Origin of the sequence: Azonexus hydrophilus (assembly GCF_001956855.1) — a bacterium.
Classification (GTDB): Bacteria; Pseudomonadota; Gammaproteobacteria; order Burkholderiales; family Rhodocyclaceae; genus Azonexus; species Azonexus hydrophilus_A.
On record NZ_MTHD01000006.1, the window covers coordinates 40713 to 63143 of the forward strand.

The window sequence follows — 22431 nt, forward strand, 5'->3', positions numbered from 1 at the left end:
TAGCGCGCAGCACTCAATGGACATTTGTGCTTTTAACCAAAAAAACGCCCCGGAATCGCTTCCGGGGCGGTGAAGTTACTACAGAGAGAGACTGATGCAAAAACTTTCGCCGACTCAGGCGTAGGTTGGCGCGAAGGCGGCTTCCGGGTTGGCGGCCGGGCCCTTGTCGGTCCAGTACGGTGAGAGCTTGCGCAATTGCGCGACGATCGGGGGAACGGCCTCGATGACACGATCGACTTCGGCTTCGGTGTTGTAGACCGACAGCGAAAAGCGGATGGTGCCGTGGGCGGCGGTGTAGGGAATGCCCATCGCACGCATCACGTGCGAAGGTTCGAGCGAGCCCGAGGTACAGGCGGAACCTGAACTGGCAGCGATGCCCATCTTGTTCAACAGCAGCAGGATGGCCTCGCCTTCGATGTATTCGAAAGCGATGTTGCTGGTGTTGGGCAGACGGTTGCTGACATCGCCGGTCGGGAAGCAGTGCGTGACCTGGCTCAGGATGCCCTGTTCCAGCTTGTCGCGCAGGCGCTTCACTTCGGTGTTCTCGATTTCCATCTTGTTCAGTGCCAGTTCGCAGGCCATGCCGAGGCCGACGATGGACGCCGAGTTCTCGGTGCCGGCGCGCCGGCCGCGCTCCTGATGACCACCGCGCAGCAGCGGCCGGAAACGGCAACCGCGACGCAGGTAGAGGACACCGATACCCTTCGGCGCATGCAGCTTGTGGCCGGACAGCGACAGCATGTCGATCTTGGTGTTCTTCAGGTCGATGGGAATCTTGCCGACGGCCTGTACCGCATCGGTGTGGAACATGATGCCCTTGGCGTTAGCCAATTCGGCCATTTCCTCGACCGGGAAGATGGTGCCGGTCTCGTTGTTGGCCCACATCACCGAAACCACCGCCACGCGGTCATGCAGCATCGACTTGTATTCGTCCATGTCGATGCGGCCCTTCTTGTCCACCTTCAGCTTGTGGACGATGTAGCCTTCCTTTTCCAGCCACTCGCACAGCGTCAGGATGGCCGGATGCTCGACGTTGGTGGTGATCACCGTGTTGCGTTCCGGCTGCGCCTTCAGCGCCGACAGGATGGCGGTCGAGTCGGACTCGGTGCCGCAGGAGGTAAAGATGATTTCCGAGTCGTGCTCGGCGCCCAGCAGCGCCTGCACCTGACTGCGGGCCTTCTTCAGTGCCTTGCCGACTTCACTGCCAAAGGCGTGGATCGACGAGGCGTTGCCGAAATGTTCGGTAAAGAAGGGAAGCATGGCTTCGACCACGGCAGGGTCGCAGCGCGTGGTGGCGTTGTTGTCCAGATAGATCGGTTCCATGGCGCTGTCCTTTTGGGTTCTCTGTGGGTTGGTGCGGAGATCAGGCTTCGACCGGCATGTGCGACGACGGCAGTACCTGCACCAGTTCGCCGAGCGATTCGATCATCTTCTGCTGGATGCCGCCGAGGGTGGCTGCTTCCATCATGCAACCGGAGCAGGCGCCCTTCAGATGCACGTAGATCTTCTTGCCCTGGACATCGGCCAGTTCGACATCACCGTGGTCGCGCTGGAGCATCGGGCGAACCGACGCCAGCACTTCCTCGATGACCTTGATCTTCTCGACGATGGACAGCTTCTTGGCTGGCGGCTTTGGCGCTTCCGGGGTGGCCGGACAAGCCGGCGGCGGCGAGGTTTCGCCGGCACCCGGACGGGAAGCCTTGACCTTGGCCAGAATTTCCTCGATGCCTTCGTGACAGGCCGCGCAACCACCGCCAGCCTTGGTGTAGAAGGTGACTTCCTCGACCGTGTTGAGGTTGTTGGCGTTGACCACATCCTCGATCATCACCGCGTCGATGGCAAAGCACTTGCAGATCAGCGCGCCCTCTTCGTGGTCATCCGACCACTCTTCACCGCGGTAGTTGGCGATGGCGGCCTGCAGGGCTTCGCGGCCCATGACCGAGCAGTGCATCTTTTCCGGCGGCAGGCCGTCGAGGAAATCGGCGATGTCCTGGTTGGAGACTTTCAGCGCCTCGTCCAGCGTCAGGCCCTTGACCATCTCGGTCAGCGCCGACGACGAGGCAATAGCCGAACCGCAGCCGAAGGTCTGGAAGTGGGCGTCGAGAATGACCTCGGTTTCCGGCTCGACCTTGAGCATCAGGCGCAGCGCGTCACCACATTGAATGGAACCGACGTCGCCGATGCCGTTGGCTTCTTCGAGCGGGCCGGAGTTGCGCGGGTTGAAGAAGTGTTCGCGAACCTTGTCAGAGTATTCCCACATGATTTATGCCCTCAGACCGAGAACGAAGAGCCGCAGGAACACTGGGCGCTGGCGTTGGGGTTGTCGAATTTGAAACCGGTGTGGGTCAGCGTGTCGACGAAATCGACGGTGACGTTGTCGATCATCGGCATGGTCATCGGGTCGACCAGCAGCTTGACGCCTTCGATTTCCAGTTCCCAGTCGTCCTCGGCCTTCTCGGCTTCGAGCTTCATGCCGTACTGCAGGCCGGAACAGCCACCGCCGGAAATGACCAGGCGCAAGCCGGCAACCGGCGTTTCGGAACCGCGGATAAAACGTTGAACTGCTTTGATGGCAGCGGGGGTCAGATTGATCATGGCGATTCTCCCAGAGTAGATGGGCTACTCATTGCAAGCCCTGTGCCATGCCCGGATAAATCGCTAACCAACTGAATTCAATGGATTGTTGCGCTGCGGCGCCTTGTCGTTTTTGCGACAATCAGCCCAAGACGTGTTCGTAGGCCCGACGCAGCAGGTTGCGCTCGACCTCGCTCAGGGCGCGCGCCTCGGTGATTGCGATGAAACGGCTACCGGTCCGTTCGGCTGCTGAAAACGGCGGATCGATGCCAGCGAAGGCTGCCAGCAACACCGGCACGTCGCCCTCGGGCGTATCGACCCAGGCCTGAAAATCGGCCTCGGGCACGATTGCACCTTCCGGCAGGCCCAGCTGGATTTCGGCCTCACGCACTACAGCCGTCGGATGAAACTGGACAGTCGGCGAGTAATCCTCGTCGCGCAAGGCGGCCAGCACCGGCAGCGGCTTGAAGGCGACGACACCGGAACTCAGGCAGAGAAAGCGTACCCGACCGCTGGTCGCCTGCTTGTGCAGCAGGATCAGTCTGGGCAGGACCATCGAGTTATCTGGCGTACTCGGCGATTACCGCATCGCCGCGTAGTTGCTCCGGCGGGCCCCAGACCTGCACGGCTTCGACGTAGCACTCGGGTTTGGCCGGATGCGGCAGCAAGACCTGATACTCGGCGAAGATGCGCCCGTCGGGAAAGAAGGTGACCGTGCCGTAGCGCTGACCGCCACGCCAGGTACCGACCAGACTGGTCTCCTGCGAGAACGGATCGACCGTCTCGACGAAGCCCAGTCCGGCCCAGAGCGGTTCGTCGCCGATCGACAGGCCGAGCTTTTCCACCTGACGGCGCAAGGCGGCGCAGACCGCCTCACCCTGCGCCGTCAGCGCGGAAACTTCGCTCAGCGAGCGCATCGTTCAGGCCGGCGCGTAGGTATAACAGTTCTTCGGACAGACCCGGCCGCAGGAGCCGCAACCGATGCAGTCCATCGGATTGGCCAGCGACATGACCATCATGTTGTCTTCATCTTCGTCATCGTCGTCCAGTTCACGCTCGACCAGATCGAGTACGCTGCGCGGGCAGACCTTGTAGCAGCGGCCACAGCCAATGCACTTGGCCTGGTCGATGCTGGTGGCGAATTGCGGCGTCCATTCGGCGCCGCCACGAGTGAGACCGGTGATCATGCGGGTTGTCCTTTCTGTGCAGCCGCCAGGCGGGCACTGGCATCGGCCCAGGCCTGGCAGGCATCGTAGGTGGATTGGGAAAGCGCCGGAATTTCGTGGTAGCCCGCCGGCAGGCGGTCTTCCACGAGGTCGTGCATCTGTGATGCCCATTCCGAGGCAATACGCTTCAGTTTCTTGACCTCTTTGTCGAGGGCGGCCAGTTCTTCATCAGTCATGCTGCCCTCCACCCTTACAGTCCGGCGACAGCCGGATATTGACCGATGCGTTCGAGGGCGATGCCGAGCAGCTTGTCGGCGTCATCCTTCATCTTGGACAGGCTGGGAAAACCGAAGCGATGCACGTCGCGCAGGGTCTTCTCGACGGCAACCAGCTTGCCGACGGTGATGATGGCGCGGCCGAAACCTTCGTGCGTCAGGTGCACCAGCGGCACGGCGAGCAGCTTGCATTCTTTCTCGATCAACACGGCGATGGCGTTGTAGAACGCCTTGACGCGGGAAATCGTCTCGTCGTCCGGATCGCCGATCAGCGGAATGTTGGCCTTGCGTTCCTTGGTCAGGATGTAGGGGTCGAGGATCTTCTCGACGGTCCAGCCGGCGTAGGTGCCATAGGTATCCAGCGCGCGCATCTGGCGGGCCATTTCCTTGACGAAGTCGGTTTCGAAGATGGGATCAGTGCTCATGGTGGAACTCCTGTTGGGAAACTTGGGTTTGACTGGCGATGGGAATCAGTTTGGGGGCCGGCAGCAGGCCGGGCACCAGGGCGATGACGATGCGGGCGATGGCCAGTGCCAGCAGGAAGCCGACCATCGCGCCGAATGCGGTGGCACCGTCGCTGCCTTCCAGCGCGGCTCCGAGCCAGGCGCCGAAGATCATGGCGAAGGCGGGAAACAGATAGCCGAGCACGGCCGACAGCGTCAGCTTGCTTTCCGGCAGCGCGATGCTGACCAGGTCGCCGGCATGGATATCGCTGCCGACCGGCAGCGTCAGCAGCGTTGCCGGTCGCCCGGCCGCCATCTTGCCGATGCCGCAACTGCCGCCCTGGCCACAGGATGCGCAACCGGCGGTCTCCATGGCGACGATGGCCAGGCCGTCATCGACGCGCTGGACGACACCGCGATGTTCGATCAGGTTCGTGCTCATCCTTCCCACCCCTCTTCTTCCATGGTGGAAAAGCGGTCCTCAGACTTGGCTTTTTCCTGCACGGCGATGGCGCGGTCGATCCAGGTGACGCCGCCTTCGCGCATCGCCGTCGAGATTTCCACCAGCAATTCGTCGATGGCATCGACCTCATTCACCCGGATCGGCTGAATGCCGACAGCCATCAGCTTCTTGATTGCCGACGCGCCGATCGCCATGACATAGACCGCAGCACAGCCGGCGAGGAAATCGACCTTGGCAGCCAGCTTGTCCTCGTTACCATCCATCGCCTCTTCGTCGAACTCGGCGACACCGACCAGCGTTGCCTTGTCCGGCGTGACTTCATAGACGGCAAAGCCCTCGGCCGCACCGAAGTGCTGGTTGACGCGGGTCCGGTCGGTCGAGGCGAAGGCAACTCGCAGCACCATGTCCGGCTCCTGCTTAATGGACCAGACCAGCTGCAGACGACGCGACGACATGTTGGAAACCGGTGCCGTCTCGGTCGTCGGCCCAGTAGATTGATCGATAGGGTGCGAGTTCATGGTGTTGTCCCAGCATCAGGTTGGCAAGATCGAACAGGGCCTGCCGCGTGCCGCGGTAGCCCACCCAGGTGCGGGCATAACCGCCCACGTGGTCGTACTGCGGAAAACCTGCGCGCAACAGCGGCAAGCCGAGGCGATGCGCCGTATCGGCGGCGTGCGAATTGGACATGACAAGTTGTGCACCGGCGGCGCGCGCCGCCTTTTCCATGTCTTCCAGGTCGCCGACGATCACCTTGTCGATCGGCAAGCCGGCCAGACTTTCGTGTTTGTGCGGGCTGACCGCGGCCACCACCTCGGCGCCCATGCCGGTCAGGAAACGCACCTGCATGCCGAGCAGATCGGGATCGGCAGCCAGCGCAATGCGGGCGAAACCGATCATGAAGTGGCTATCGACCATCGCATCCTGCAACTGGGCGCGATGGCGCTCGATCTTCTCCGGCACCGGCTTGCCGGAAATCTCCGCCAGCGCCTGGGTGAAGGCATCGCAATCGTCGAGGCCCATCAGCCCTTCGAAACGGTAATCGGGTACGCCGGTGCGCGCTTTCAGGATATTGGCCGCCTTGTCCAGCGACGGGCCGACAACCAATGTTGCGGTCGACTCGCCCATGATCTCGATTTCCGAACGCGGCGTACCGCCGATGGTCAGCGATGAGGTTTCGGCCTCGACCAGGTGCCCATCCAGCGAATCGCCAATGTCCGGCACCACCACCGGGCGCAGGCCAAAAGCCTCGACCCAGTCCTTGATCGCCTCGATATCGCCCGGCGTCAGCATCCCCGACGCCAGCACATTGACCTGCTTCGGCCGCTTGCCGGCGCACTGGCTTTCCGGCACCAGCGTCTGGATCAGCGACTCGATCGCCAGCGCGTAACCGCTTTCCAGGCAACCGACGTAATCCGGCGTATTCACCGGGACCACGGCGACATGGGCAAATTCCGGATGCGCCGCGCGGAAATCCTTCACCGCCCGCAGGATGTCGGTGCCTTGCGTCTCCGACAGCCCGGTAGTGACCAGCCCGATGATGTCCGGTTTGCTCTTGTCCGACAGCGTGCGCAACGCCTCGATGATGTTCTCGTCGGCGCCCATGATCGTCGACACCTGATCCATCGCCGTCGTCTGCAGCGGAATCGGCTCGCGGAAATGGCGCACGAAGAACACCTTGCCGAACGCCGTGCAGCCCTGCGAGCCATGCATCAGCGGCAGGCTGCGGTTGAGCCCGAGAAAGGCGAGCGACGCGCCGATCGGCTGGCTCACCTTCAGCGGATTAACCGCCAGCGCCTTCTTGGATTGGATGATTTCGGCCATTTGGACATCGTCCGTATGAGATTGCCTTCATCTCAGCAAGGAACGCGCCAATGAATAGTTTCATTTAAAAACAATTGCTTAACAAAAAATCATGCTGTCACAAACCCGACAACGGCAGTTCTCCGACTCTCCATCGGCATGAACCGCTACAATCCCCAACCCATATGACGAATACACGCTCCGCTTACCGATGACACCCGCCATGATTCAGCGTGCCAGACGGATGATGATGCATCAGCGCTATCCATTGCCATGGCTGTTCCTCATTTTCTGCTTGCTGGCAGGCAATGGCGAACTTCATGCCGGGCATCCGGCGCTGAATGTCAGTATGCTGGAGCGCAGTACCGATGGCTGGCAGTGGCTGGCCCCACAGGCGCGTTTCGCCGAAGAAGCCACACCCCATGAACATCCGCAGCAAGTCTTGTCCAGCGCGGCACTACGCTGGCAAAAGGTCTCAGATGCGGTGTTGAATGTCGGCTTCGGCCCCCCACGCTACTGGATCCACCTGTCACTGCACAACCCGGAAGCAACGGTGGCGACGCGTATCATCGAAGTCGCCGAACCATTGTATGACGATCTGCATTTCTGGGTACTGCGCGACAACAAGGTATTTGCGGAAGCACGCATGGGCGACCGCATCGCCTTTGCCAGCAGGGCAATCACCTATCGTCACCCGAGCATGAGTCTGGATATCCCGCCGCGAACCACCGTGGACCTGCTCATCCGTGCTCATGCCCGTGATGGGGAACACGACCCCCTGCCGCTGCGACTATGGACCAGCGAAGGATTCCAGGCCGGCATGCAACTCGACCTGCTAATCTACGGCGCCTATTACGGTGCCATTGTGATCCTGCTGCTGTACAACCTGTTGGTCTTCGCAAGCACCCGCGAACAGGTATTCCTCTGGTATGCCGTGTACCTGACCAGCTTTCTAGCCTGGAACTTCGTCTATCGTGGCTTTGCCTTCCAGTATCTGTGGCCGGAATCACCGGATTGGAACGCTGGCGCCGTGGCTATCCTGGTCCCGCTGGCACTGGCCGGTCTGACGGCTTTCAGCTGGAGCCTGCTTGACCTCCGCCGACAAACTCCCTGGCTTTTCCGCATCGCCCTCATCCTGACACTGGCGGCACTGATACATATACCAATGGCCCTGCTGGCGCCCGAAACCGGCCTGTTTGCCAGCCTCAACCCGTTAGGTCTGGTGCTGATCACCACACTGCTCATCGCAGGCATTTGCATCGCGCAGCGCGGCAACACCACTGCCCGCATCTACGTAGCAGCAATCGGCTGCACGTTCGTCGGCACCCTGCCTTATTACTTCACTGCCTTCGGCCTCCTGCCAGCAAACATGCTGACCATCCACGCGATCAACATCGGCTCGGCCCTGGAATTCCTGCTGCTGGCACTGGCGCTGGCACACCGCATCAACAGCCTGAAGACCGAAAAACTGGAAGCAGAACTGTTGGCCCACGCCACGCTGAAGCATTCCGCCGAAGCGCTCGAGGAGAAGGTTTTCGAACGCACCAGCGAACTTGAGCAAGCCAACCGCAGCCTGCACGAACTGGCGGTACGCGATGCGCTGACCGGGCTGTACAACCGCCGTCACTTCAACGAAGTGGTCCAGCAGGAACTGGCTCGATCGCGCCGGCACGGCAAACCGGCAGCCCTGCTGCTGCTCGACCTGGATCATTTCAAGAAACTCAACGACCTGTCAGGCCATCTGGCCGGCGACGAAGCGCTGGCCCACATCGGCCAGTTGCTGAGCAGCTTTGCCCGCCGCAGCGTGGACCAAGCATTTCGCGTCGGCGGCGAAGAGTTTGCCCTATTGTCGCCAGAGGCGGACGAGGAAAACGTGGAGCGCTGGGCCGAACAGTTGCGCCTGCGCATTGACACCACCAACTGGCCACACCCCGGAACACCGCAAGGCCACCTCACGGCCTCGATCGGCGTCGCCCTGTCACAGCCCGGCGATACGCTGGAGAGCTTCTACACCCGCACCGACCGTGCGCTCTACCGCGCCAAACAGGAAGGGCGAAACAGAGTCATCCGTGCTTTGTCTGATACCTGACGGACAACAGAAGAAACTTGACTGAACGGCCCCTCAGCATCCGTTCGGTTTCGACAACACCCCGCCATTGGTTTTGATCCGCATCATGAAGCGCAGCGCAATACCGTAGTAAATTACTCAACTATTATGGTTTGCCGTGAAGGATGTGTGATGTTTGGATTGAAGACTCGCCAGGAACTGGCTGCCACCCTGGCCGAGAATGCCTTGTTGAAGGCGAGCGCTGCGGCGCTGCAGGCGGAACTGGCGCAAACCCGGCAGCAGCTGGCCGAGGTGGAAAGTCGGCAGCAGCAGTTGCTGCAGCGCCAGGCGCTGCTTGATGGCGTGATCGGCAACATTCCCCGTTTCGGCGAATCGCTGGCCGGCATCCGCCAGTCCTTTTCCGGCTTGTCCGGACAGTTGAGCACCGATTCGACGACGGCGCGGGCGGCAGCCAGCGAGTCGGACGCCAACCGTGCGGCCTTCGCCCAGATCGCCGACAACCTGCGCGGCATGTTCGAGCGCATCAGCGCCGCCGGCGAAAGTGTCGAGGACCTGTCGCGGCGGGCCGGAGAGATTGGCGGCATCGTCCAGTTGATCCGCGAGATTGCCGAGCAGACCAACCTGCTGGCGCTCAATGCGGCGATCGAGGCAGCGCGGGCCGGTGAGGCCGGGCGCGGTTTCGCCGTGGTCGCCGACGAGGTGCGCAAGCTGGCCGAGCGGACCGCCAAGGCGACCAAGGAAATCGGCGGGCTGGTCACCGGCATCCAGCAGGAGACCGGCCAGGCCAAGGCGGTGATGGATCTCGGTGCCGGCAGCGCCGCCCGCCAGAGCGCCGAGAGCGAGGCAGCGATGCGCAGCATGGAGCGCCTGCTCGGTCTGTCGCAACTGATGCAGGATGGCATCGCCAGTTCGTCGATGCTGGCCAATGCCGAACTGGCCAACATTGAAGAACTGACGCTGAAACTGGAGGTATACAAGGTGCTGCTCGGCCTTTCCGACCTCAAGCCCGGCGAGCTGCCCGACGAGACCCAGTGCCGTCTCGGCCGCTGGTACTACGAAGGCGAAGGCCGTGCCGCCTTCTCGCGCCTGCCCGGTTACCGCGAGATGGAAGCGCCGCACAAGGCGGTGCACGACGAAGCCCGCCAGGCCGTCGAGCGCTACCGGAGCGGTGACATCGCCGGCGCCCTGGCCGCTCTGACCCGCATGGAAGATGCCAACCTGACGGTGATGGCGGGCATGGAACGCATCCTGCAGTCTGGTCAGCAAGGGATGGCACGGAAATGACCCGGATGGCGGTGGGCTGAGCATGGCCAAAAAATTTCCACTGCAGCCGAAACACCCCGAGCGCATCTGCTGGGGCTGCGACCGCTACTGCCCCGCCGACGACCTGGGCTGCGGCAACGGTTCCGGTCGCACCCAGCATCCAGCCGAACTGCTCGGCGAGGACTGGTACCAGTGGGGCGACTGGGGACTGGAAGAGACAAGCGGCGAGAGCAGGCAAGCAACGGACGACACGCCAGACCCGACGCAGTAAGCTGTCGTCAGGCCGCCAGCACCGCCCCCGACAGCGCGCCCTTGGCCCACGGCGCCGGCTTCCTGACCGCGGCCCAGACCGGGCTTTCCATCGACAGCGCCAGTTGCCGGGCGAGTTCGCTCATGCCGGCATAACCGGCGTAACCGAATTCGCGTTCCTGATTGATGTCGAGGAAGGGAATGCGTGCCTTCAGTGCCGTGTAGAGATTGCGACCGCCGGCAATCAGGATGTCGGCCTTGTACTCGTGGTAGGTCGACAACAATGCCTTCGGGCTGCCGTCGTCGATCATCTTGGTGTCTTCACCCATCAGTTCGCGGATGCGCGCCTTGTCTTCCTCGGTCGACTTCTTGGTGCCGGTGGCAACTACCTTCATGCCCAGATCCTGCAGCGCCGAGACGATGGACCACGACTTGACGCCGCCGGTGTACAACAACACGCGCTTGTCCTTCAGGCGGGCGCGCCAGGGTTCGAGCGCGGCGTGGGCCTTGGCTTCCTCGCGGGCGATGACGGCTTCGGTGCGGGCGCTCAGGTCGGGGTCGCCGATCAGCCGGGCGAAATCGCGCAGCGCGTTGGAAACGTCCTGAACGCCGTAGAAACTGCCTTCAAAGAAGGGTTGACCGTAAGAATCCTGCATCTTGCGCGCCACGTTGAGCAGCGCCTTGGCGCAGACGACCATGTTCACCCGGGCGCGGTGCATCGTCTGCACCTCGTGGAAACGGGCGTCGCCGGACAGCGTGCACAGGATGCGCAGGCCAAGTTCGTCGAACAGCGGCGCGACATGCCAGAACTCGCCGGCGATGTTGTATTCGCCGATCAGGTTGACGTCGTAGGTCGGCAGGCCGTCGGCGCGCGGCTTGGCGGGCTCCGGTTCGGCGGTGCCGATGACATGCTTGAACATGGCTTCGCCAGCCAGCCGGTTGCCGAGATTCTTGGTGCCGTAGAAACCGGCCGCATCGACCGGGACGACCGGGATGCCGGCGCGCTCGCTGGCGGCCTTGCAGACGGCATCGACATCGTCACCGATGAGTGCGGTAACGCAGGTGTTATAGACGAACACGGCTTTCGGCGCATAGCTGTCGACGGCCTGCTTGATCGCATGGAACAGGCGCTTTTCGCCGCGGCCCATGACCACGTCGGTTTCCGACAGGTCGGTGGTCATGCCGATCTTGTACAGCGTGACGCCGCTCGAGCGCGTGCCGCGGTTGTCCCACGACGAACCGGCGCAGGCAATCGGGCCGTGGACAATGTGGGCGACGTCGGCAATCGGCAGCAGCGCGATCTGCGCACCGTCGAACGAACAACCGCCGGCCGTGGCGCCCGGTTTCGGCTTGGCGCACCCGGATTTTTCCTTGGTGTTGTGGCTGCAGGCCGGCTCGTCGAGCAGGGCCTGGATTTCGCTGGCTTTCATGCGCGTTCTCCAGAAGTCTGCAGACTACTCAGCAAAATGGGTGCCATCCGCCAGCTCATTGTTTTACTTGAGAATTCCTGACGGCAGGCTTGTCGGCTTTGCAACAAGCCTGCCGGAAAACTCAGATTTTCAGCAGCTTGCCGACTTTTTCCAGCAACTTGGCGCCCATGCCCTTGGCCCGCACCACTTCGTCGAGCTTGGCGTACGGCCGGGCGGCGACGATAGCTTCGGCGACGGCCTTGGAGAGCCCCTTGACCGCAGCCAGTTCGGCAGCGCTGGCGCTGTTTACCGAAACCGCTTCGGACTTTGCCGCAACCGGTTTGGCACTCGCCTTCTTTGCCGCCTTTTTTTCCACCTTCGGCGCGGCCTTCTTGGCTTCCTTGGCCGGTTTGGCCACCGGGACGACCGGCTCGACAGGGACCGTAGCCGGCAGATTGCGGTAATCGCGCGTCAGATAACCGGCCGGCGTCCACTCGCGCAGCATCACGGTCAGCGCCGCATCCGGGTTGGCGGTTACCGCCGGCACGCTGTAATGGCAGTCGTTCCAGGTCGAACCGCCGGCCAGATTGCCGAGCACCAGGCTGGCGACCGGCGTGCCGACCCAACTGCCACCGGCGTAAGGTGCAGCCAGCGCCCAGACTTCCAGCGCCAGCGTACCGCTGAGGTTTTCCGGGCTGCGCGGGCTGGCGATGCTCTCGATGGCGATATCGGCCACGCCGTCCTTCAGCTGGCAGGCGACGGCACCGTGCATCAACGGGTGGAAGAAGGTTTGTGCGGTCGGGTAGACCGACAGATCACGGACGCGGACCTGACCGTCGGCCCCCTGCGCGACCAGCGCCATGGCCATCACCTGCGGTGCACAACCAGCCGGCGGCAAGGCGGTGACGCAGGCGGCGACGTTGAACGAACCGGGCGTCGGCTGCAGCGCCAGTTCGGCAACCTTGACGCCGTTCAGTGCGCAGCCGTCGAAACCGGTAGCACTGGCCCACAGCTGCAGGGCCCACTGGCAGCCATCGGCCAGATCGGCTTCGGCCAGGCTGACGTCGGCGTTGAGATGGACGAAGTCGCCATCGAGACAGTAACCGTGGTTGAGACCCAGACCGGTAGTCTCGATCGAGGCGGAATAATTCGTCATATGCACAGGCAGCTCCGGGGGTAATTGGCCGCGCATTATAGACCGTGAATTATTGTTTTTATTCAGCTACTTGCAACATATTTTCCGCACAAATACGGTGCATGAAATCCTGATTTTGATGTCATGAATTCGACAATATCAATCGTCCTCGTCCATGTCCTTGCGCGGCACGGTGGCCGGATCGCAGATGATGCCGCGGTAGATTTCGACGCGGTCGCCCGGTCGCAGTGCGGCGTCGAGTTTGGCCAGCTTGCCGAAGACGCCTACCTTCTGGGCGCTCAGGTCGATGTGCGGAAACTGCTTGAGGATGCCGGAGCGGTCGATGGCTTCCTGCACCGTCGCCGTGTCGGGCACTTCGATGTTCAGCCAGATCTGCTGGCCGGGTTCGGAATAGGCGATACCGATCTGCATGCGGATGCTCCTCAGGCGGTGGCCGGTTGGGCGGCCGGCACACTGCGCTCGGCCAGCTTCTGATCGATGATGCGCTTGCCGGCAAGCAGGAAGCCGAGCACGGCGAACGCGCCGGGCGGCAGGATCATCAGCAGAGCACCGCCGTAGCCGGCCACTTTTACTTCCAGGAAGGCGAAGGATGGACCAAGCAGTTGCGAAGCCTGGGCGAACAGCGTGCCGGCACCGAGGAATTCGCGGATCAGGCCGATCACGGTCAGCGCACCGGTGAAACCCAGGCCCATGGCAATGCCATCGAGGGCACTGGCGACGACGCCGTTCTTCACGGCGAAGGCTTCAGCCCGGCCGAGAATGGCGCAATTGACGACGATCAGCGCGATGAACAGGCCGAGCACCTTGTACAGTTCATGCAGCCAGGCGTTGATCGCCATGTCGACGATGGTCACCAGCGTCGCGATGAGCACGACGAAAACCGGAATCCGCACCTGCGAACTGACTGTCTTGCGGATCAGCGAAACCAGGATGTTGGCCACCACCAGCACCGCCGTGGACGCCAGGCCCATGCCGAGGCCATTGGTGCCGCTCGTGGTCACCGCCATGGTCGGGCACAGCGCCAGCATCTGGGCGAAAACGACGTTCTGCTCCCAGAGGCCATCCTTGAAGATCTTTGAATTCTCGCTCATGGCCATCTCCTAACCGGTGATTTCCTGCTTGCGGGCGGCAAAGAACTCCAGCCCGCCCTTGACCGCCTTGACCACGGCGCGCGGCGTGATGGTGGCGCCGGCGAACTGGTCGAAGACCCCGTTATCCTTCTTGACGCCCCACTTCTCCGGCGCCGGCTCGGCCAGCGACTTGCCGTTGAAATCGAGCACCCAGTCGTCCTTCTTCACTTCGATCTTGTCACCCAGGCCCGGCGTTTCCGAATGCTTGAGCACGCGCACGCCGAGCGTGCGGCCATCCATATCCACCGCCATCAGCACCTGGATGTCGCCGGCGTAGCCGCGTTCGGCGACCTTGAACAGCACCGCCTTCATCTCGCTGCCGTGGCGGGCGCGATAGATCGTCACGGTTTTGCCGTCTTTTTGCAGGTCGACCGTATCTTTCAGGAAATCGTTGTCGGCCATGCCGGCGGGCAGCACTTCCGACAAAGAGTCGCGCAGGTCCTTGGCTTCGGCGGCAGCGATGGCCGGACCGGTGGCGCTGGAAACCACGGCCAGCGCCCCGCTGGCCAATAGTGCGACGACCCCGAGCAGCAGCGGCTGGTAGCCGATTTTTTCGCGAATGGTATCGAGATTCATCAGGCGTTCTCCGGAATATCGAGCGGTTTGCCTTTACGGTCGCGCCCGAGGATGCGCGGTTTGACGAAACGGTCGATGACCGGCGTCATGGCGTTCATCAGCAGCACGGCAAAGGCCATGCCCTCCGGGTAGCCGCCGAAACTGCGGATGACCCAGGTGAGGAAGCCGATGCCCAGGCCGAAGACGATCTGCCCGGTGGCGGTGTTCGGTGACGTGACGTAATCGGTGGCAATGAAGAAGGCGCCGAGCATCAGCGCCCCCGACAACAGGTGCGATTCGGCCGACAGGAAACGGCCGGGATCGACGCCATGGGCGATCGCCGCCGGAATCACCACGCCGGCCAGCACGGCCAGCGGCGCGTGCCAGGTGATGACGCGGGTGATCAGCAGGTAGAGGCCGCCACAGAGGATCAGCAACGCCGCCGATTCGCCGAAGCTGCCGGCACGCATGCCCAGCCACGACAGCGCCGGCGCCGTGCCGAGGGCTTGCGCCAGATCGATGCCGCGCGCCAGTTCGGTCTTGGCATGACCAAGCAGCGTCGCGCTGGTCATCGCATCGGGCACCGGCAGGCTGGTCAGGAAAATACGTAGGCTGGCAACGAAATCCGGCGTCGGCAGCGAACTCATCGGCAAGGGCATGACCCACAGCGTCAGCGGCAGCGGGAACGAGACCAGCAGCGCAACGCGGGCGACCATCGCCGGGTTGAAGACATTCTGACCAAGGCCACCGAAGACCTGCTTGCCGATGATGATGGCAATGAAACCACCAAGCACCGCCACCCACCACGGCGCCCACGGCGGCAAGGTCATCGCCAGCAACCAGCCGGTGAGCACGGCGGAACCATCGAGCAGCGTCGGCTTGATGCGCTGGCTACCCATCAGCTTCAGCGACAACGCCTCGAAACCGACACAGGAAAGAATGGTCAGCAGCCACAGGAAAACCGACGGCCAGCCGTACAGCCAGAACCCGTACAGCGTCGCCGGCAGCAATGCCATCTGGACGCGGAACATCGTCCGGCTGACGGAATTGCCGCCATGGGCGTGGGGGGAGGCGACTGGTTGGGCGGTGATGGAGATGGGGGTCATGGGGTGACTCCTCTTTGGGGGTTCTGAACTTGGGGGTTCTGAACTTGGGGGTTCTGAACTTGGGGGTTCCGCGCTTGAGGCGCGGGCGTACTTTCTTTTGCTTCGCCAAAAGAAAGTAGCCAAAGAAAAGGCGACCCCTGGGTCGGCGCCGGGCTGCGCCCGGTCCCTTGCGCTACTCGGCGCGCCGGGCGGCTGGCTAAACTCGCCTGCGGCTCAGACAACGCCAGCCGAAGGCCCCCGGCCCGCCTGCGTTGCTCAGCGCCTCTCAAGGGGACCCCAAAGGCGTCCGAGATCAACGGACGGCACGCTTTTTTGGGCTTTTTTGGCGGTCGACCGCAATATTCAATAAAAAAGCTTGCTGCTTGGTCTGCGACGCTTTTGGGGTCCCCATGTGAAGCGCCGAGCAACGGAGCTGCTGGCGGAAAAAGGGCGAGGACTGTCTGAGGCCCGCAGGGCCGAGTTCCGCAGCCCCCGCCAGTAGCGAGTAGCGCAGGGGAGTCGGCGTAGCCGACCGCGTAACCTGGGGTCGCCTTTTCTTTGGCTACTTTCTTTTGGCGAAGCAAAAGAAAGTATGCCCGCGCCTCAAGCGCGGAACCCCCAAGCTCAGAATAAGCGCCAAAACTCATACAACCTCCCCCTGCCCAGCAGCAGCCGTAGCCGCTGCCTTGGCCACCGCCGCAGCCTCCCGCTCGGCCTTGCGCTTGGCAGCAGCTTCCGCCTTCTCCCGCGCCTCGCGGGCCAGCCGGTCCTGGCGCTGCAAGGCCAGCTTCTTGGTTGCGTCGTTGCGCAGCTTGGCGCGATCCTGCGCCGCCAGTTCGCCCTTGGCATGGACGAAGAACTGGACCAGCGGAATTTTCGACGGGCAAACGTAGGCGCAGCAGCCGCAGGCGATGCAGTCCTTCAGCCCGAGGCCGATGGCGTCGTCGTAGGCTTCGTTGCGGATGCGGGCGCTCATTTCCAGCGGCAGCAGGCCCATCGGGCAGGCTTTCACGCAACTGCCGCAGCGGATGCACGGATTCGGTTCCTGCTCGGCGACTTCGGCGGCATCGAAAGCGAGGATGCCGCTGCTGCCCTTGACCACCGGCACGCGCCAGTGCGGAATCTGCATGCCCATCATCGGCCCGCCCATGACCCGGCGCGCCAGCCCGAGGCCGTCGCCCTTGAGGCCGCCGGCGAAGGCGATGACTTCCTCGGCCAGCGTGCCGACCCGAACCTCGATGTTGCCCGGATTGGCAGCGCAATTGCCGTTGACCGTAACAACGCGCGAAATCAGCGGCTTGCCTTCGCGGATCGCCGCGCGCACTGCCAGCGCCGTGCCGACGTTATGGACGACAACGCCGATGTCGAAGGCACGACCGTCGGCCGGTACTTCTTTTCCGGTCAACACCTGGATCAGCTGCTTTTCCGAACCCATCGGGTAACGCGCCGGCACCGGCCGGATTTCGACATTGGCGACACCGGCGGCGGCCGCCTGCATGGCCGCGATGGCTTCCGGCTTGTTGTCCTCGATGCCGACCAGCGCGACTTTGGCGCCGGTGGCGTGGAGCATGATGCGGATGCCGTCGACGATGCCGGCGGCGCTGTCGCGCATCTGCCGGTCGTCGCAGGACAGGTAAGGTTCGCACTCGCCGCCGTTCATCACCAGCGTCGTCACCTTCGACCGCGACGCGCCGGTCAGCTTCACCGCCGACGGAAACGCGGCGCCACCAAGACCGACCACGCCGGCTGCCGCAACGCGCTTGCCGATTTCGGCCGGGTCGAGGGCAAAGGGATCGTCGCAGCCGCTCAGTTCCTGCCATTCGTCCAGTCCGTCGGCTTCCAGGATGATCGCCTGCAGCGTCAGGCCGGATGGATGCGGTGCAGTGATTTCGGTGACGGCTGCGATGGTGCCCGACGTCGGTGCGTGGATCGGCGCCGACACGGCGCCTTGCGCCTCGGCGATCAGCTCGCCCTTCTTCACGCTCTGGCCGACCAGCACCACCGGCCGCGCCGGGCCGCCAAGGTGCTGCTGCAGCGGCAGATAGAGCCTGGCCGGCACCGGCATCACGCGCACCGGGCGATCGGCCGCCGGGCGCTTGTGGTCGTCGGGATGCACGCCCCAGTCGTCGCCGAGGACATGCTTGAACAGATTCATGAAACCCATGTTGGCCTCACGCGGACAGCGGTCTGGGCATGACCCAGTGTTGCAGGGTGACCGGCACCGGCTTCATCGCCAGCGCTTCGGTCGGACATTTGTCGATGCAGCTTTCGCAGCCGGTGCAGGCTTCGCGGAAGACGTTATGCACCTGCTTGGCGGCGCCGATGATGGCGTCGGTCGGACAGACCTTGCTGCACCGGCAGCAGCCGATGCACAGTTCTTCCGAGACAACGGCGATCTTCGGCCCGTCGTCGCCGAGCGCCGACAGATCGACGGTCAGCCCGAGCTTGGCGGCAATCGCCGAGGCCAGCGCCTTGCCACCGGGCGGGCAGCAGGTGGCGGCGGCGGTACCGGCGACGATGGCTTCGGCAGCGCCGGTGCAGCCCGGGAAGCCGCACTGGCCGCAGTTGGAACCGGGCATCATCGCGACCAGTTCCTCGACGACGGGATTGCCCTCGACCTTGAGGAACTTGTTGGCGATGCCGAGCGCGATGCCGAGAACGGCGCCGAGGACGGTCAGGCTGAGGATGGCGGCGATCATGGCATTCCTCCGTTAAACGTTGAGGCCCGAGAAGCCCATGAACGCCAGGGCCAGCAGGCTGATGGTGATGAAGGCGACCGGCGCGCCGGCGAAAGCGGCCGGCACGCGGGCCAGGGCGACGCGTTCGCGCAGCCCGGCGAAGATCAGCAGAACCAGCGTGAAGCCGAGCGCCGAGCCGAAGCCGTAGAGCAGGCTCTTGAACAGGCTGAACTGCTGCTGCACATTGAGCAGCGCGACGCCGAGCACGGCGCAGTTGGTGGTGATCAGCGGCAGGTAGATGCCGAGCGACTGATAGAGGCCCGGGCTGGTCTTCTTGACGAACATTTCGGTGAATTGCACCACCGAAGCAATCACCAGGATGAAGGTCAGGATGCGCAGGTAGCCGAGACCCAGCGGCTGCAGCAGCCAGTTGTCGAGCATCCACGAAGCGGCACTGGCCAGCATCAGCACGAAGGTTGTCGCCAGCCCCATGCCGAGGGCGCTGTCCACGCTCTTCGACACGCCCATCACCGGGCACAGGCCGAGGAACTTGATCAGCACCACGTTGTTTACCAGCGCGGTGGAGAGCAGCAGCAACAGGATTTCGCTCATGGTCGGAGAACTCAGGTAGGACGTCGGGTCCCTTACTGCATAAGCCGTGCCATCCCGCTTTCCGGACGCGAGCCGCCCACGGGAACCCGGTTTTGGGGTCGACACACCAAAACAGTGCATTTTCATCGTCCGATTTGTCGCAAAGGCAACAGGAAAATTGTCGATTTCCCGCCGAAACCCCGACAAACAGGGCTTTCCAGAGAAACAACAGCAAGCGGCATGAAATCTGCTTTCTCCTGAACAATGCCTTCTGAGGCCATTTACCGGAGTTTTTTCATGTCGGCCCAGCCCATCGCCCAGCCACTGACCCAGAACGACCTGAAGAGCATCCTGCCGCCCGAGGTCTACCGCCAGGCCGTCAATCAGGCTGACCTGGCCATCTCGATCACCGATCCCTCGGCCCGGATTCTCTACGCCAACGACAGCTTCAGCCGGATCACCGGCTACGGCCAGGAAGACATCATCGGCCTGAACGAGTCCATCCTCTCCAACCACACGACCCCGCGCGAGATTTACGCCGAGATGTGGTCAGCCCTGCAGGCACACCGGCCATGGTCGGGCAAGCTGCTCAACAAGCGCAAATGCGGCGACGTCTATCTGGCCGAACTGTCGATCACGCCTGTGCTCGACAACAACGGGGAAATCGTCAACTTCCTCGGCATGCACCGCGACGTTACCGAGATGCACCGTCTCGAACGCACGGTGCATAACCACAAGCAACTGATCGAATCGGTCATCGACGCATCGCCGGTCGCCTTTGCGCTGCTCGATCCGTCCGGCCGCGTCGTCCTCGACAACCAGGCTTACAAGAAGCTGGTCACCGACATGCGCGCCAAGGAGCCGGCACACCGCCTGCTCGACGCGCTCGCCCCGGAATGGTACGAAGCGCTCGCCAGCGACGCCCGGCGCTGTGAGTTCAGCAACCGCGAGATGCGCCTCGACAGCCCCCGCGGCCGCGCCCGCTGGCTGTCGGTCAGTTCCTCGATCGTCGAAATACACAACGAGGGCGCCGACAGCTATTTCAGCGCCGACGGCCAGCCCGGCCTGCTGCTGGTCATCTCCGACATCACCAACCTGCGCGAGGAACAGGAACGCGCCAAGGGCGCCGCGCTGAAAGCGTCGCTGGCCGACGAGGAACGCACCGCAGCGATCCGCGAAGGCCTGTCGGCCGCGGTGTTCCGGCTGGAAGAGCCGCTCAACGTCATGGCCTCGGCCATCGCCGTGCTGCAGCGCCGCGATCCGGCCAGCGCCGAGATGCTCAAGCACGCCCTCGAAACCAGCCGCGAACACATCGAAACGCTGCGCCAGGTCATCCCGCAAAGCCCGCAGGAGATGGTGATCAGCGTCAATCTGAATGAAATCCTGCGCGATGTGCTGGAAATCTGCACACCGCGCCTGCTCAAGGCGGGCATCACGGTCGACTGGCAACCCTCGCCGGTTTTGCCGCCACTGGCCGGGCGACCGCTGCAATTGCGCATGCTCTTCAAGGCGCTGGTCGAGAACGCGATCGAAGCAATGAACGTTAAAGGCTGGCTGCGCCGCGAACTGCAGATCACCAGCCAGGTCATCGACGACTGCATCCGCATCTCGCTGCTCGACAGCGGCCCGGGTATCCCGATCGAGTGGCGGCACAAGGCGTTCGAGCCCTTCTTCACGGCCAAAGGCGGTGTCGGCAAGCACATCGGCACCGGTCTCTCCCGCGCCCAGCAGGTCGTTGCCGATCACGGCGGCATCATCGATCTCGATGAAAGCCCATCCGGCGGCTGCGCGGCCATCGTCGAATTCCGCGTAGACGGCGATCCGATCTGAGCAGAACGAGAAAAACAATGCACGAACACCACCCCATCCAGATCGCTGACGAGTGCCCGCCCACCGGCGGCTACTGCCGAACGCACGAACTGAACATCCTGCTGCTCGCCGCCCTTTACGCGGTCAGCCGGGAGCTCAGCCGCTCACTGACCTTCAACGAATCGCTGCGCGAAGTCCTGCGCGTCCTCGATGAAGAAGCCGGCCTCGGCCGCGGCATGATCACCGTCGTTAACCCGGAGAGCGGCAATCTCACCGGCCATACCATCCACGCCTGTGCGACGCCGCCCGCCGATATCGAATACCTGCCCGGCGAAGGCCTGCTCGGCCTGCTGCTGGAACGGCCGCGGACGGTCAAGCTGGAGCGCGTCGCGGACGAACCGCGCTTCCTCAACCGGCTCGGCCTGTACCAGCCGGAACTGCCGTTCATCGCCGTGCCGATCCGCGTCGGCGGCAACCTGCAGGGCGTCCTGACGGTCCAGCCCGAGGCGCCGGAAGACGGCCTGCTCGAAGAACGCGCCCAGTTCGTCGAAATGGTCGCCAACCTGATCGGCCAGAACCTGCGGCTGGCGATGGAAGTCGCCCAGGAAAAATCGACGCTGCTCGAAGAACGCGACCTGCTCCGCCGCACCGTCCGCCACCAGCACGGCTTCGACAGCATGGTCGGGCATTCGGCAGTCATGCGCCGGGTCTTCGATCAGGCGCGGATGGTTGCCAAATGGAACACCACCGTGCTGATCCGCGGCGAAACCGGCACCGGCAAGGAACTGATTGCCAACGCCATCCATTACAACTCGCCGCGCGCGCGCAACATGCTGGTCAAACTCAACTGCGCCGCCTTGCCGGAAAACCTGCTCGAATCCGAACTCTTCGGCCACGAACGCGGCGCCTTCACCGGCGCGGTCGAAGCGCGCAAGGGACGTTTCGAACAGGCGCATGGCGGCACGCTGTTCCTCGACGAAATCGGCGAAGTCTCGCCGGCCTTCCAGGCCAAACTGCTGCGCATCCTGCAGGAAGGCGAATTCGAGCGCGTCGGCGGCAGCAAGACGATCAAGGTCGACGTCCGGATCATCGCCGCCACGCACCGCGATCTGGAAACCGCCGTCGAGATGGGCGACTTCCGCGAGGATCTGTTCTACCGGCTGAACGTCATGCCGCTGTTCCTGCCGCCGTTGCGCGAGCGGATCGAGGACATCCCGGAAATCGCCCGCCACCTGCTGACCAAGATCGGCGCCGACCAGAAACGCAAGCTGACGCTGAGCGACATGGCGCAACGCCGGCTGGCATCCCACGACTGGCCCGGCAACGTGCGCGAACTGGAAAACTGCCTGGAACGCGCCGCCGTACTCTCCGACGACGGCCGCATCGATGTCGAGCTGATCCGCTTCCCGAGTGCCCGCGAACGCGGCTCAGCCCGGCCGCTGCGCACCGGCCCGGTCCAGGGCGATTCGCCGCGTGCTGCGGTCAACGGCACGCCGGCGGCAATTTCCGAAGTCGATATCAACGACCCGGAACTGTCCGAACGCGAACGCGTCATCGCCGCACTGGAACAGGCCGGCTGGGTCCAGGCCAAGGCTGCCCGCATCCTCGGCATGACACCGCGCCAGATCGCCTATCGCATCCAGACACTGAACATCGAGGTCAAGCAGTTCTGAACGAAACCCCACTGCCGTAACATCCGGCAGGCAAAATGGCGGAC

25 protein-coding genes and 1 pseudogene are annotated in these 22431 nt (G+C 63.3%); 6 read left to right on the forward strand and 20 right to left on the reverse strand.

The genetic code is table 11. The features are described from left to right. Positions 1 to 114: 114 nt before the first annotated feature. From nifS to nifN, 11 genes are all read right to left on the reverse strand, one after another. The gene (gene nifS / locus BJN45_RS15450; RefSeq protein WP_076096875.1) at positions 115 to 1323 is read right to left on the reverse strand and encodes a cysteine desulfurase NifS; all 1209 of its coding nucleotides are present in this window, start codon (positions 1321 to 1323) and stop codon (positions 115 to 117) included. A gap of 40 nt (positions 1324 to 1363) precedes the next feature. Beyond that, positions 1364 to 2260 (reverse strand): Fe-S cluster assembly protein NifU, encoded by an 897-nt coding sequence (gene nifU, locus BJN45_RS15455; RefSeq protein WP_076096877.1) that lies wholly within the window; start codon positions 2258 to 2260, stop codon positions 1364 to 1366. 11 nt (positions 2261 to 2271) lie between these two features. Beyond that, positions 2272 to 2595 (reverse strand): HesB/IscA family protein, encoded by a 324-nt coding sequence (locus BJN45_RS15460; protein ID WP_076096879.1) that lies wholly within the window; start codon positions 2593 to 2595, stop codon positions 2272 to 2274. A gap of 121 nt (positions 2596 to 2716) precedes the next feature. Beyond that, a complete protein-coding gene (locus BJN45_RS15465) occupies positions 2717 to 3130 on the reverse strand; it encodes a hypothetical protein (protein ID WP_076096881.1) in 414 nt (137 codons plus the stop codon). Positions 3131 to 3134: 4 nt separating this feature from the next. Further along, on the reverse strand, positions 3135 to 3491 hold the full coding sequence (locus BJN45_RS15470; protein WP_076096882.1) for a hypothetical protein: 357 nt from the start codon (positions 3489 to 3491) through the stop codon (positions 3135 to 3137). 3 nt (positions 3492 to 3494) lie between these two features. Continuing rightward, on the reverse strand, positions 3495 to 3761 hold the full coding sequence (gene fdxB / locus BJN45_RS15475) for a ferredoxin III, nif-specific (protein WP_076096884.1): 267 nt from the start codon (positions 3759 to 3761) through the stop codon (positions 3495 to 3497). Beyond that, on the reverse strand, positions 3758 to 3976 hold the full coding sequence (locus BJN45_RS15480) for a CCE_0567 family metalloprotein (RefSeq protein WP_076097136.1): 219 nt from the start codon (positions 3974 to 3976) through the stop codon (positions 3758 to 3760). Before BJN45_RS15480 ends, fdxB begins: the two co-directional genes overlap by 4 nt. Positions 3977 to 3990: 14 nt before the next feature. Next, on the reverse strand, positions 3991 to 4440 hold the full coding sequence (locus tag BJN45_RS15485; RefSeq protein WP_076096886.1) for a NifX-associated nitrogen fixation protein: 450 nt from the start codon (positions 4438 to 4440) through the stop codon (positions 3991 to 3993). After that, the gene (locus BJN45_RS15490; RefSeq protein ID WP_076096888.1) at positions 4430 to 4900 is read right to left on the reverse strand and encodes a SoxR reducing system RseC family protein; all 471 of its coding nucleotides are present in this window, start codon (positions 4898 to 4900) and stop codon (positions 4430 to 4432) included. The genes BJN45_RS15485 and BJN45_RS15490 overlap by 11 nt, the downstream gene beginning before the upstream one ends. Continuing rightward, positions 4897 to 5325 (reverse strand): NifB/NifX family molybdenum-iron cluster-binding protein, encoded by a 429-nt coding sequence (locus tag BJN45_RS15495; protein WP_240494598.1) that lies wholly within the window; start codon positions 5323 to 5325, stop codon positions 4897 to 4899. Before BJN45_RS15495 ends, BJN45_RS15490 begins: the two co-directional genes overlap by 4 nt. A gap of 13 nt (positions 5326 to 5338) precedes the next feature. Then, entirely contained in the window at positions 5339 to 6742 is a 1404-nt protein-coding gene (nifN, locus tag BJN45_RS15500) for a nitrogenase iron-molybdenum cofactor biosynthesis protein NifN (RefSeq protein ID WP_076096892.1), read from the reverse strand. 202 nt (positions 6743 to 6944) lie between these two features. On the opposite strand from nifN, the gene BJN45_RS15505 reads away from it, so the two are divergent. The 4 genes and pseudogenes from BJN45_RS15505 to BJN45_RS15515 all read left to right on the forward strand — a co-directional run bounded on the left by BJN45_RS15505 (position 6945) and on the right by BJN45_RS15515 (position 10323). Beyond that, on the forward strand, positions 6945 to 8810 hold the full coding sequence (locus BJN45_RS15505; RefSeq protein WP_170873110.1) for a sensor domain-containing diguanylate cyclase: 1866 nt from the start codon (positions 6945 to 6947) through the stop codon (positions 8808 to 8810). Positions 8811 to 9299: 489 nt separating this feature from the next. After that, positions 9300 to 9605 (forward strand): annotated as a pseudogene (locus tag BJN45_RS18280) (methyl-accepting chemotaxis protein); the annotation flags it as partial. 99 nt (positions 9606 to 9704) lie between these two features. Then, positions 9705 to 10073, forward strand: a complete 369-nt coding sequence (locus BJN45_RS18285; RefSeq protein WP_430793457.1) for a CZB domain-containing protein — start codon at positions 9705 to 9707, stop codon at positions 10071 to 10073. Positions 10074 to 10095: 22 nt separating this feature from the next. After that, the gene (locus BJN45_RS15515; protein WP_076096898.1) at positions 10096 to 10323 is read left to right on the forward strand and encodes a DUF3079 domain-containing protein; all 228 of its coding nucleotides are present in this window, start codon (positions 10096 to 10098) and stop codon (positions 10321 to 10323) included. A 7-nt stretch (positions 10324 to 10330) separates the two neighbouring features. Here BJN45_RS15515 and nifE read toward each other — a convergent pair whose 3' ends face one another. From nifE to rsxA, 9 genes are all read right to left on the reverse strand, one after another. After that, a complete protein-coding gene (nifE, locus tag BJN45_RS15520; protein WP_076096900.1) occupies positions 10331 to 11731 on the reverse strand; it encodes a nitrogenase iron-molybdenum cofactor biosynthesis protein NifE in 1401 nt (466 codons plus the stop codon). A 121-nt stretch (positions 11732 to 11852) separates the two neighbouring features. Further along, the gene (locus tag BJN45_RS15525; RefSeq protein WP_076096902.1) at positions 11853 to 12866 is read right to left on the reverse strand and encodes a ComEA family DNA-binding protein; all 1014 of its coding nucleotides are present in this window, start codon (positions 12864 to 12866) and stop codon (positions 11853 to 11855) included. 138 nt (positions 12867 to 13004) lie between these two features. After that, complete coding sequence (locus BJN45_RS15530; RefSeq protein WP_076096904.1) at positions 13005 to 13277, reverse strand: RnfH family protein; 273 nt, start codon at positions 13275 to 13277, stop codon at positions 13005 to 13007. 11 nt (positions 13278 to 13288) lie between these two features. Next, positions 13289 to 13957: an electron transport complex subunit E gene (locus tag BJN45_RS15535; RefSeq protein WP_076097137.1), complete on the reverse strand. Its 669-nt coding sequence runs from the start codon at positions 13955 to 13957 to the stop codon at positions 13289 to 13291. Between the two features lie 9 nt (positions 13958 to 13966). Next, positions 13967 to 14572 (reverse strand): electron transport complex subunit RsxG, encoded by a 606-nt coding sequence (rsxG, locus tag BJN45_RS15540; RefSeq protein ID WP_076096906.1) that lies wholly within the window; start codon positions 14570 to 14572, stop codon positions 13967 to 13969. Continuing rightward, a complete protein-coding gene (locus BJN45_RS15545) occupies positions 14572 to 15657 on the reverse strand; it encodes an RnfABCDGE type electron transport complex subunit D (protein WP_076096907.1) in 1086 nt (361 codons plus the stop codon). Before BJN45_RS15545 ends, rsxG begins: the two co-directional genes overlap by 1 nt. Positions 15658 to 16279: 622 nt before the next feature. Then, positions 16280 to 17800, reverse strand: coding sequence for an electron transport complex subunit RsxC (gene rsxC / locus BJN45_RS15550; RefSeq protein WP_076096909.1), 1521 nt, complete (start codon positions 17798 to 17800; stop codon positions 16280 to 16282). Positions 17801 to 17807: 7 nt separating this feature from the next. After that, entirely contained in the window at positions 17808 to 18335 is a 528-nt protein-coding gene (locus BJN45_RS15555) for an RnfABCDGE type electron transport complex subunit B (RefSeq protein ID WP_076096911.1), read from the reverse strand. 12 nt (positions 18336 to 18347) lie between these two features. After that, the gene (rsxA, locus tag BJN45_RS15560; RefSeq protein WP_076096913.1) at positions 18348 to 18926 is read right to left on the reverse strand and encodes an electron transport complex subunit RsxA; all 579 of its coding nucleotides are present in this window, start codon (positions 18924 to 18926) and stop codon (positions 18348 to 18350) included. A gap of 276 nt (positions 18927 to 19202) precedes the next feature. Between rsxA and nifL the strand changes: the two genes are divergently transcribed. Together nifL and nifA are read left to right on the forward strand one after the other, a co-directional pair. Next, positions 19203 to 20735, forward strand: coding sequence for a nitrogen fixation negative regulator NifL (nifL, locus tag BJN45_RS15565; RefSeq protein WP_076097139.1), 1533 nt, complete (start codon positions 19203 to 19205; stop codon positions 20733 to 20735). A gap of 17 nt (positions 20736 to 20752) precedes the next feature. Continuing rightward, positions 20753 to 22387, forward strand: a complete 1635-nt coding sequence (gene nifA / locus BJN45_RS15570; protein WP_083651367.1) for a nif-specific transcriptional activator NifA — start codon at positions 20753 to 20755, stop codon at positions 22385 to 22387. Positions 22388 to 22431: the final 44 nt, after the last annotated feature.

Bases quoted from the DNA above. Each gene is read 5' to 3' on its own strand.
- nifS (WP_076096875.1), bottom strand. From the start codon at position 1,323: ATGGAACCGATCTATCTGGACAACAACGCCACCACGCGCTGCGACCCT.
- nifU (WP_076096877.1), bottom strand. From the start codon at position 2,260: ATGTGGGAATACTCTGACAAGGTTCGCGAACACTTCTTCAACCCGCGC.
- BJN45_RS15460 (WP_076096879.1), bottom strand. From the start codon at position 2,595: ATGATCAATCTGACCCCCGCTGCCATCAAAGCAGTTCAACGTTTTATC.
- BJN45_RS15465 (WP_076096881.1), bottom strand. From the start codon at position 3,130: ATGGTCCTGCCCAGACTGATCCTGCTGCACAAGCAGGCGACCAGCGGT.
- BJN45_RS15470 (WP_076096882.1), bottom strand. From the start codon at position 3,491: ATGCGCTCGCTGAGCGAAGTTTCCGCGCTGACGGCGCAGGGTGAGGCG.
- fdxB (WP_076096884.1), bottom strand. From the start codon at position 3,761: ATGATCACCGGTCTCACTCGTGGCGGCGCCGAATGGACGCCGCAATTC.
- BJN45_RS15480 (WP_076097136.1), bottom strand. From the start codon at position 3,976: ATGACTGATGAAGAACTGGCCGCCCTCGACAAAGAGGTCAAGAAACTG.
- BJN45_RS15485 (WP_076096886.1), bottom strand. From the start codon at position 4,440: ATGAGCACTGATCCCATCTTCGAAACCGACTTCGTCAAGGAAATGGCC.
- BJN45_RS15490 (WP_076096888.1), bottom strand. From the start codon at position 4,900: ATGAGCACGAACCTGATCGAACATCGCGGTGTCGTCCAGCGCGTCGAT.
- BJN45_RS15495 (WP_240494598.1), bottom strand. From the start codon at position 5,325: ATGGTGCTGCGAGTTGCCTTCGCCTCGACCGACCGGACCCGCGTCAAC.
- nifN (WP_076096892.1), bottom strand. From the start codon at position 6,742: ATGGCCGAAATCATCCAATCCAAGAAGGCGCTGGCGGTTAATCCGCTG.
- BJN45_RS15505 (WP_170873110.1), top strand. From the start codon at position 6,945: ATGATTCAGCGTGCCAGACGGATGATGATGCATCAGCGCTATCCATTG.
- BJN45_RS18285 (WP_430793457.1), top strand. From the start codon at position 9,705: ATGCTGGCCAATGCCGAACTGGCCAACATTGAAGAACTGACGCTGAAA.
- BJN45_RS15515 (WP_076096898.1), top strand. From the start codon at position 10,096: ATGGCCAAAAAATTTCCACTGCAGCCGAAACACCCCGAGCGCATCTGC.
- nifE (WP_076096900.1), bottom strand. From the start codon at position 11,731: ATGAAAGCCAGCGAAATCCAGGCCCTGCTCGACGAGCCGGCCTGCAGC.
- BJN45_RS15525 (WP_076096902.1), bottom strand. From the start codon at position 12,866: ATGACGAATTATTCCGCCTCGATCGAGACTACCGGTCTGGGTCTCAAC.
- BJN45_RS15530 (WP_076096904.1), bottom strand. From the start codon at position 13,277: ATGCAGATCGGTATCGCCTATTCCGAACCCGGCCAGCAGATCTGGCTG.
- BJN45_RS15535 (WP_076097137.1), bottom strand. From the start codon at position 13,957: ATGAGCGAGAATTCAAAGATCTTCAAGGATGGCCTCTGGGAGCAGAAC.
- rsxG (WP_076096906.1), bottom strand. From the start codon at position 14,572: ATGAATCTCGATACCATTCGCGAAAAAATCGGCTACCAGCCGCTGCTG.
- BJN45_RS15545 (WP_076096907.1), bottom strand. From the start codon at position 15,657: ATGACCCCCATCTCCATCACCGCCCAACCAGTCGCCTCCCCCCACGCC.
- rsxC (WP_076096909.1), bottom strand. From the start codon at position 17,800: ATGGGTTTCATGAATCTGTTCAAGCATGTCCTCGGCGACGACTGGGGC.
- BJN45_RS15555 (WP_076096911.1), bottom strand. From the start codon at position 18,335: ATGATCGCCGCCATCCTCAGCCTGACCGTCCTCGGCGCCGTTCTCGGC.
- rsxA (WP_076096913.1), bottom strand. From the start codon at position 18,926: ATGAGCGAAATCCTGTTGCTGCTGCTCTCCACCGCGCTGGTAAACAAC.
- nifL (WP_076097139.1), top strand. From the start codon at position 19,203: ATGTCGGCCCAGCCCATCGCCCAGCCACTGACCCAGAACGACCTGAAG.
- nifA (WP_083651367.1), top strand. From the start codon at position 20,753: ATGCACGAACACCACCCCATCCAGATCGCTGACGAGTGCCCGCCCACC.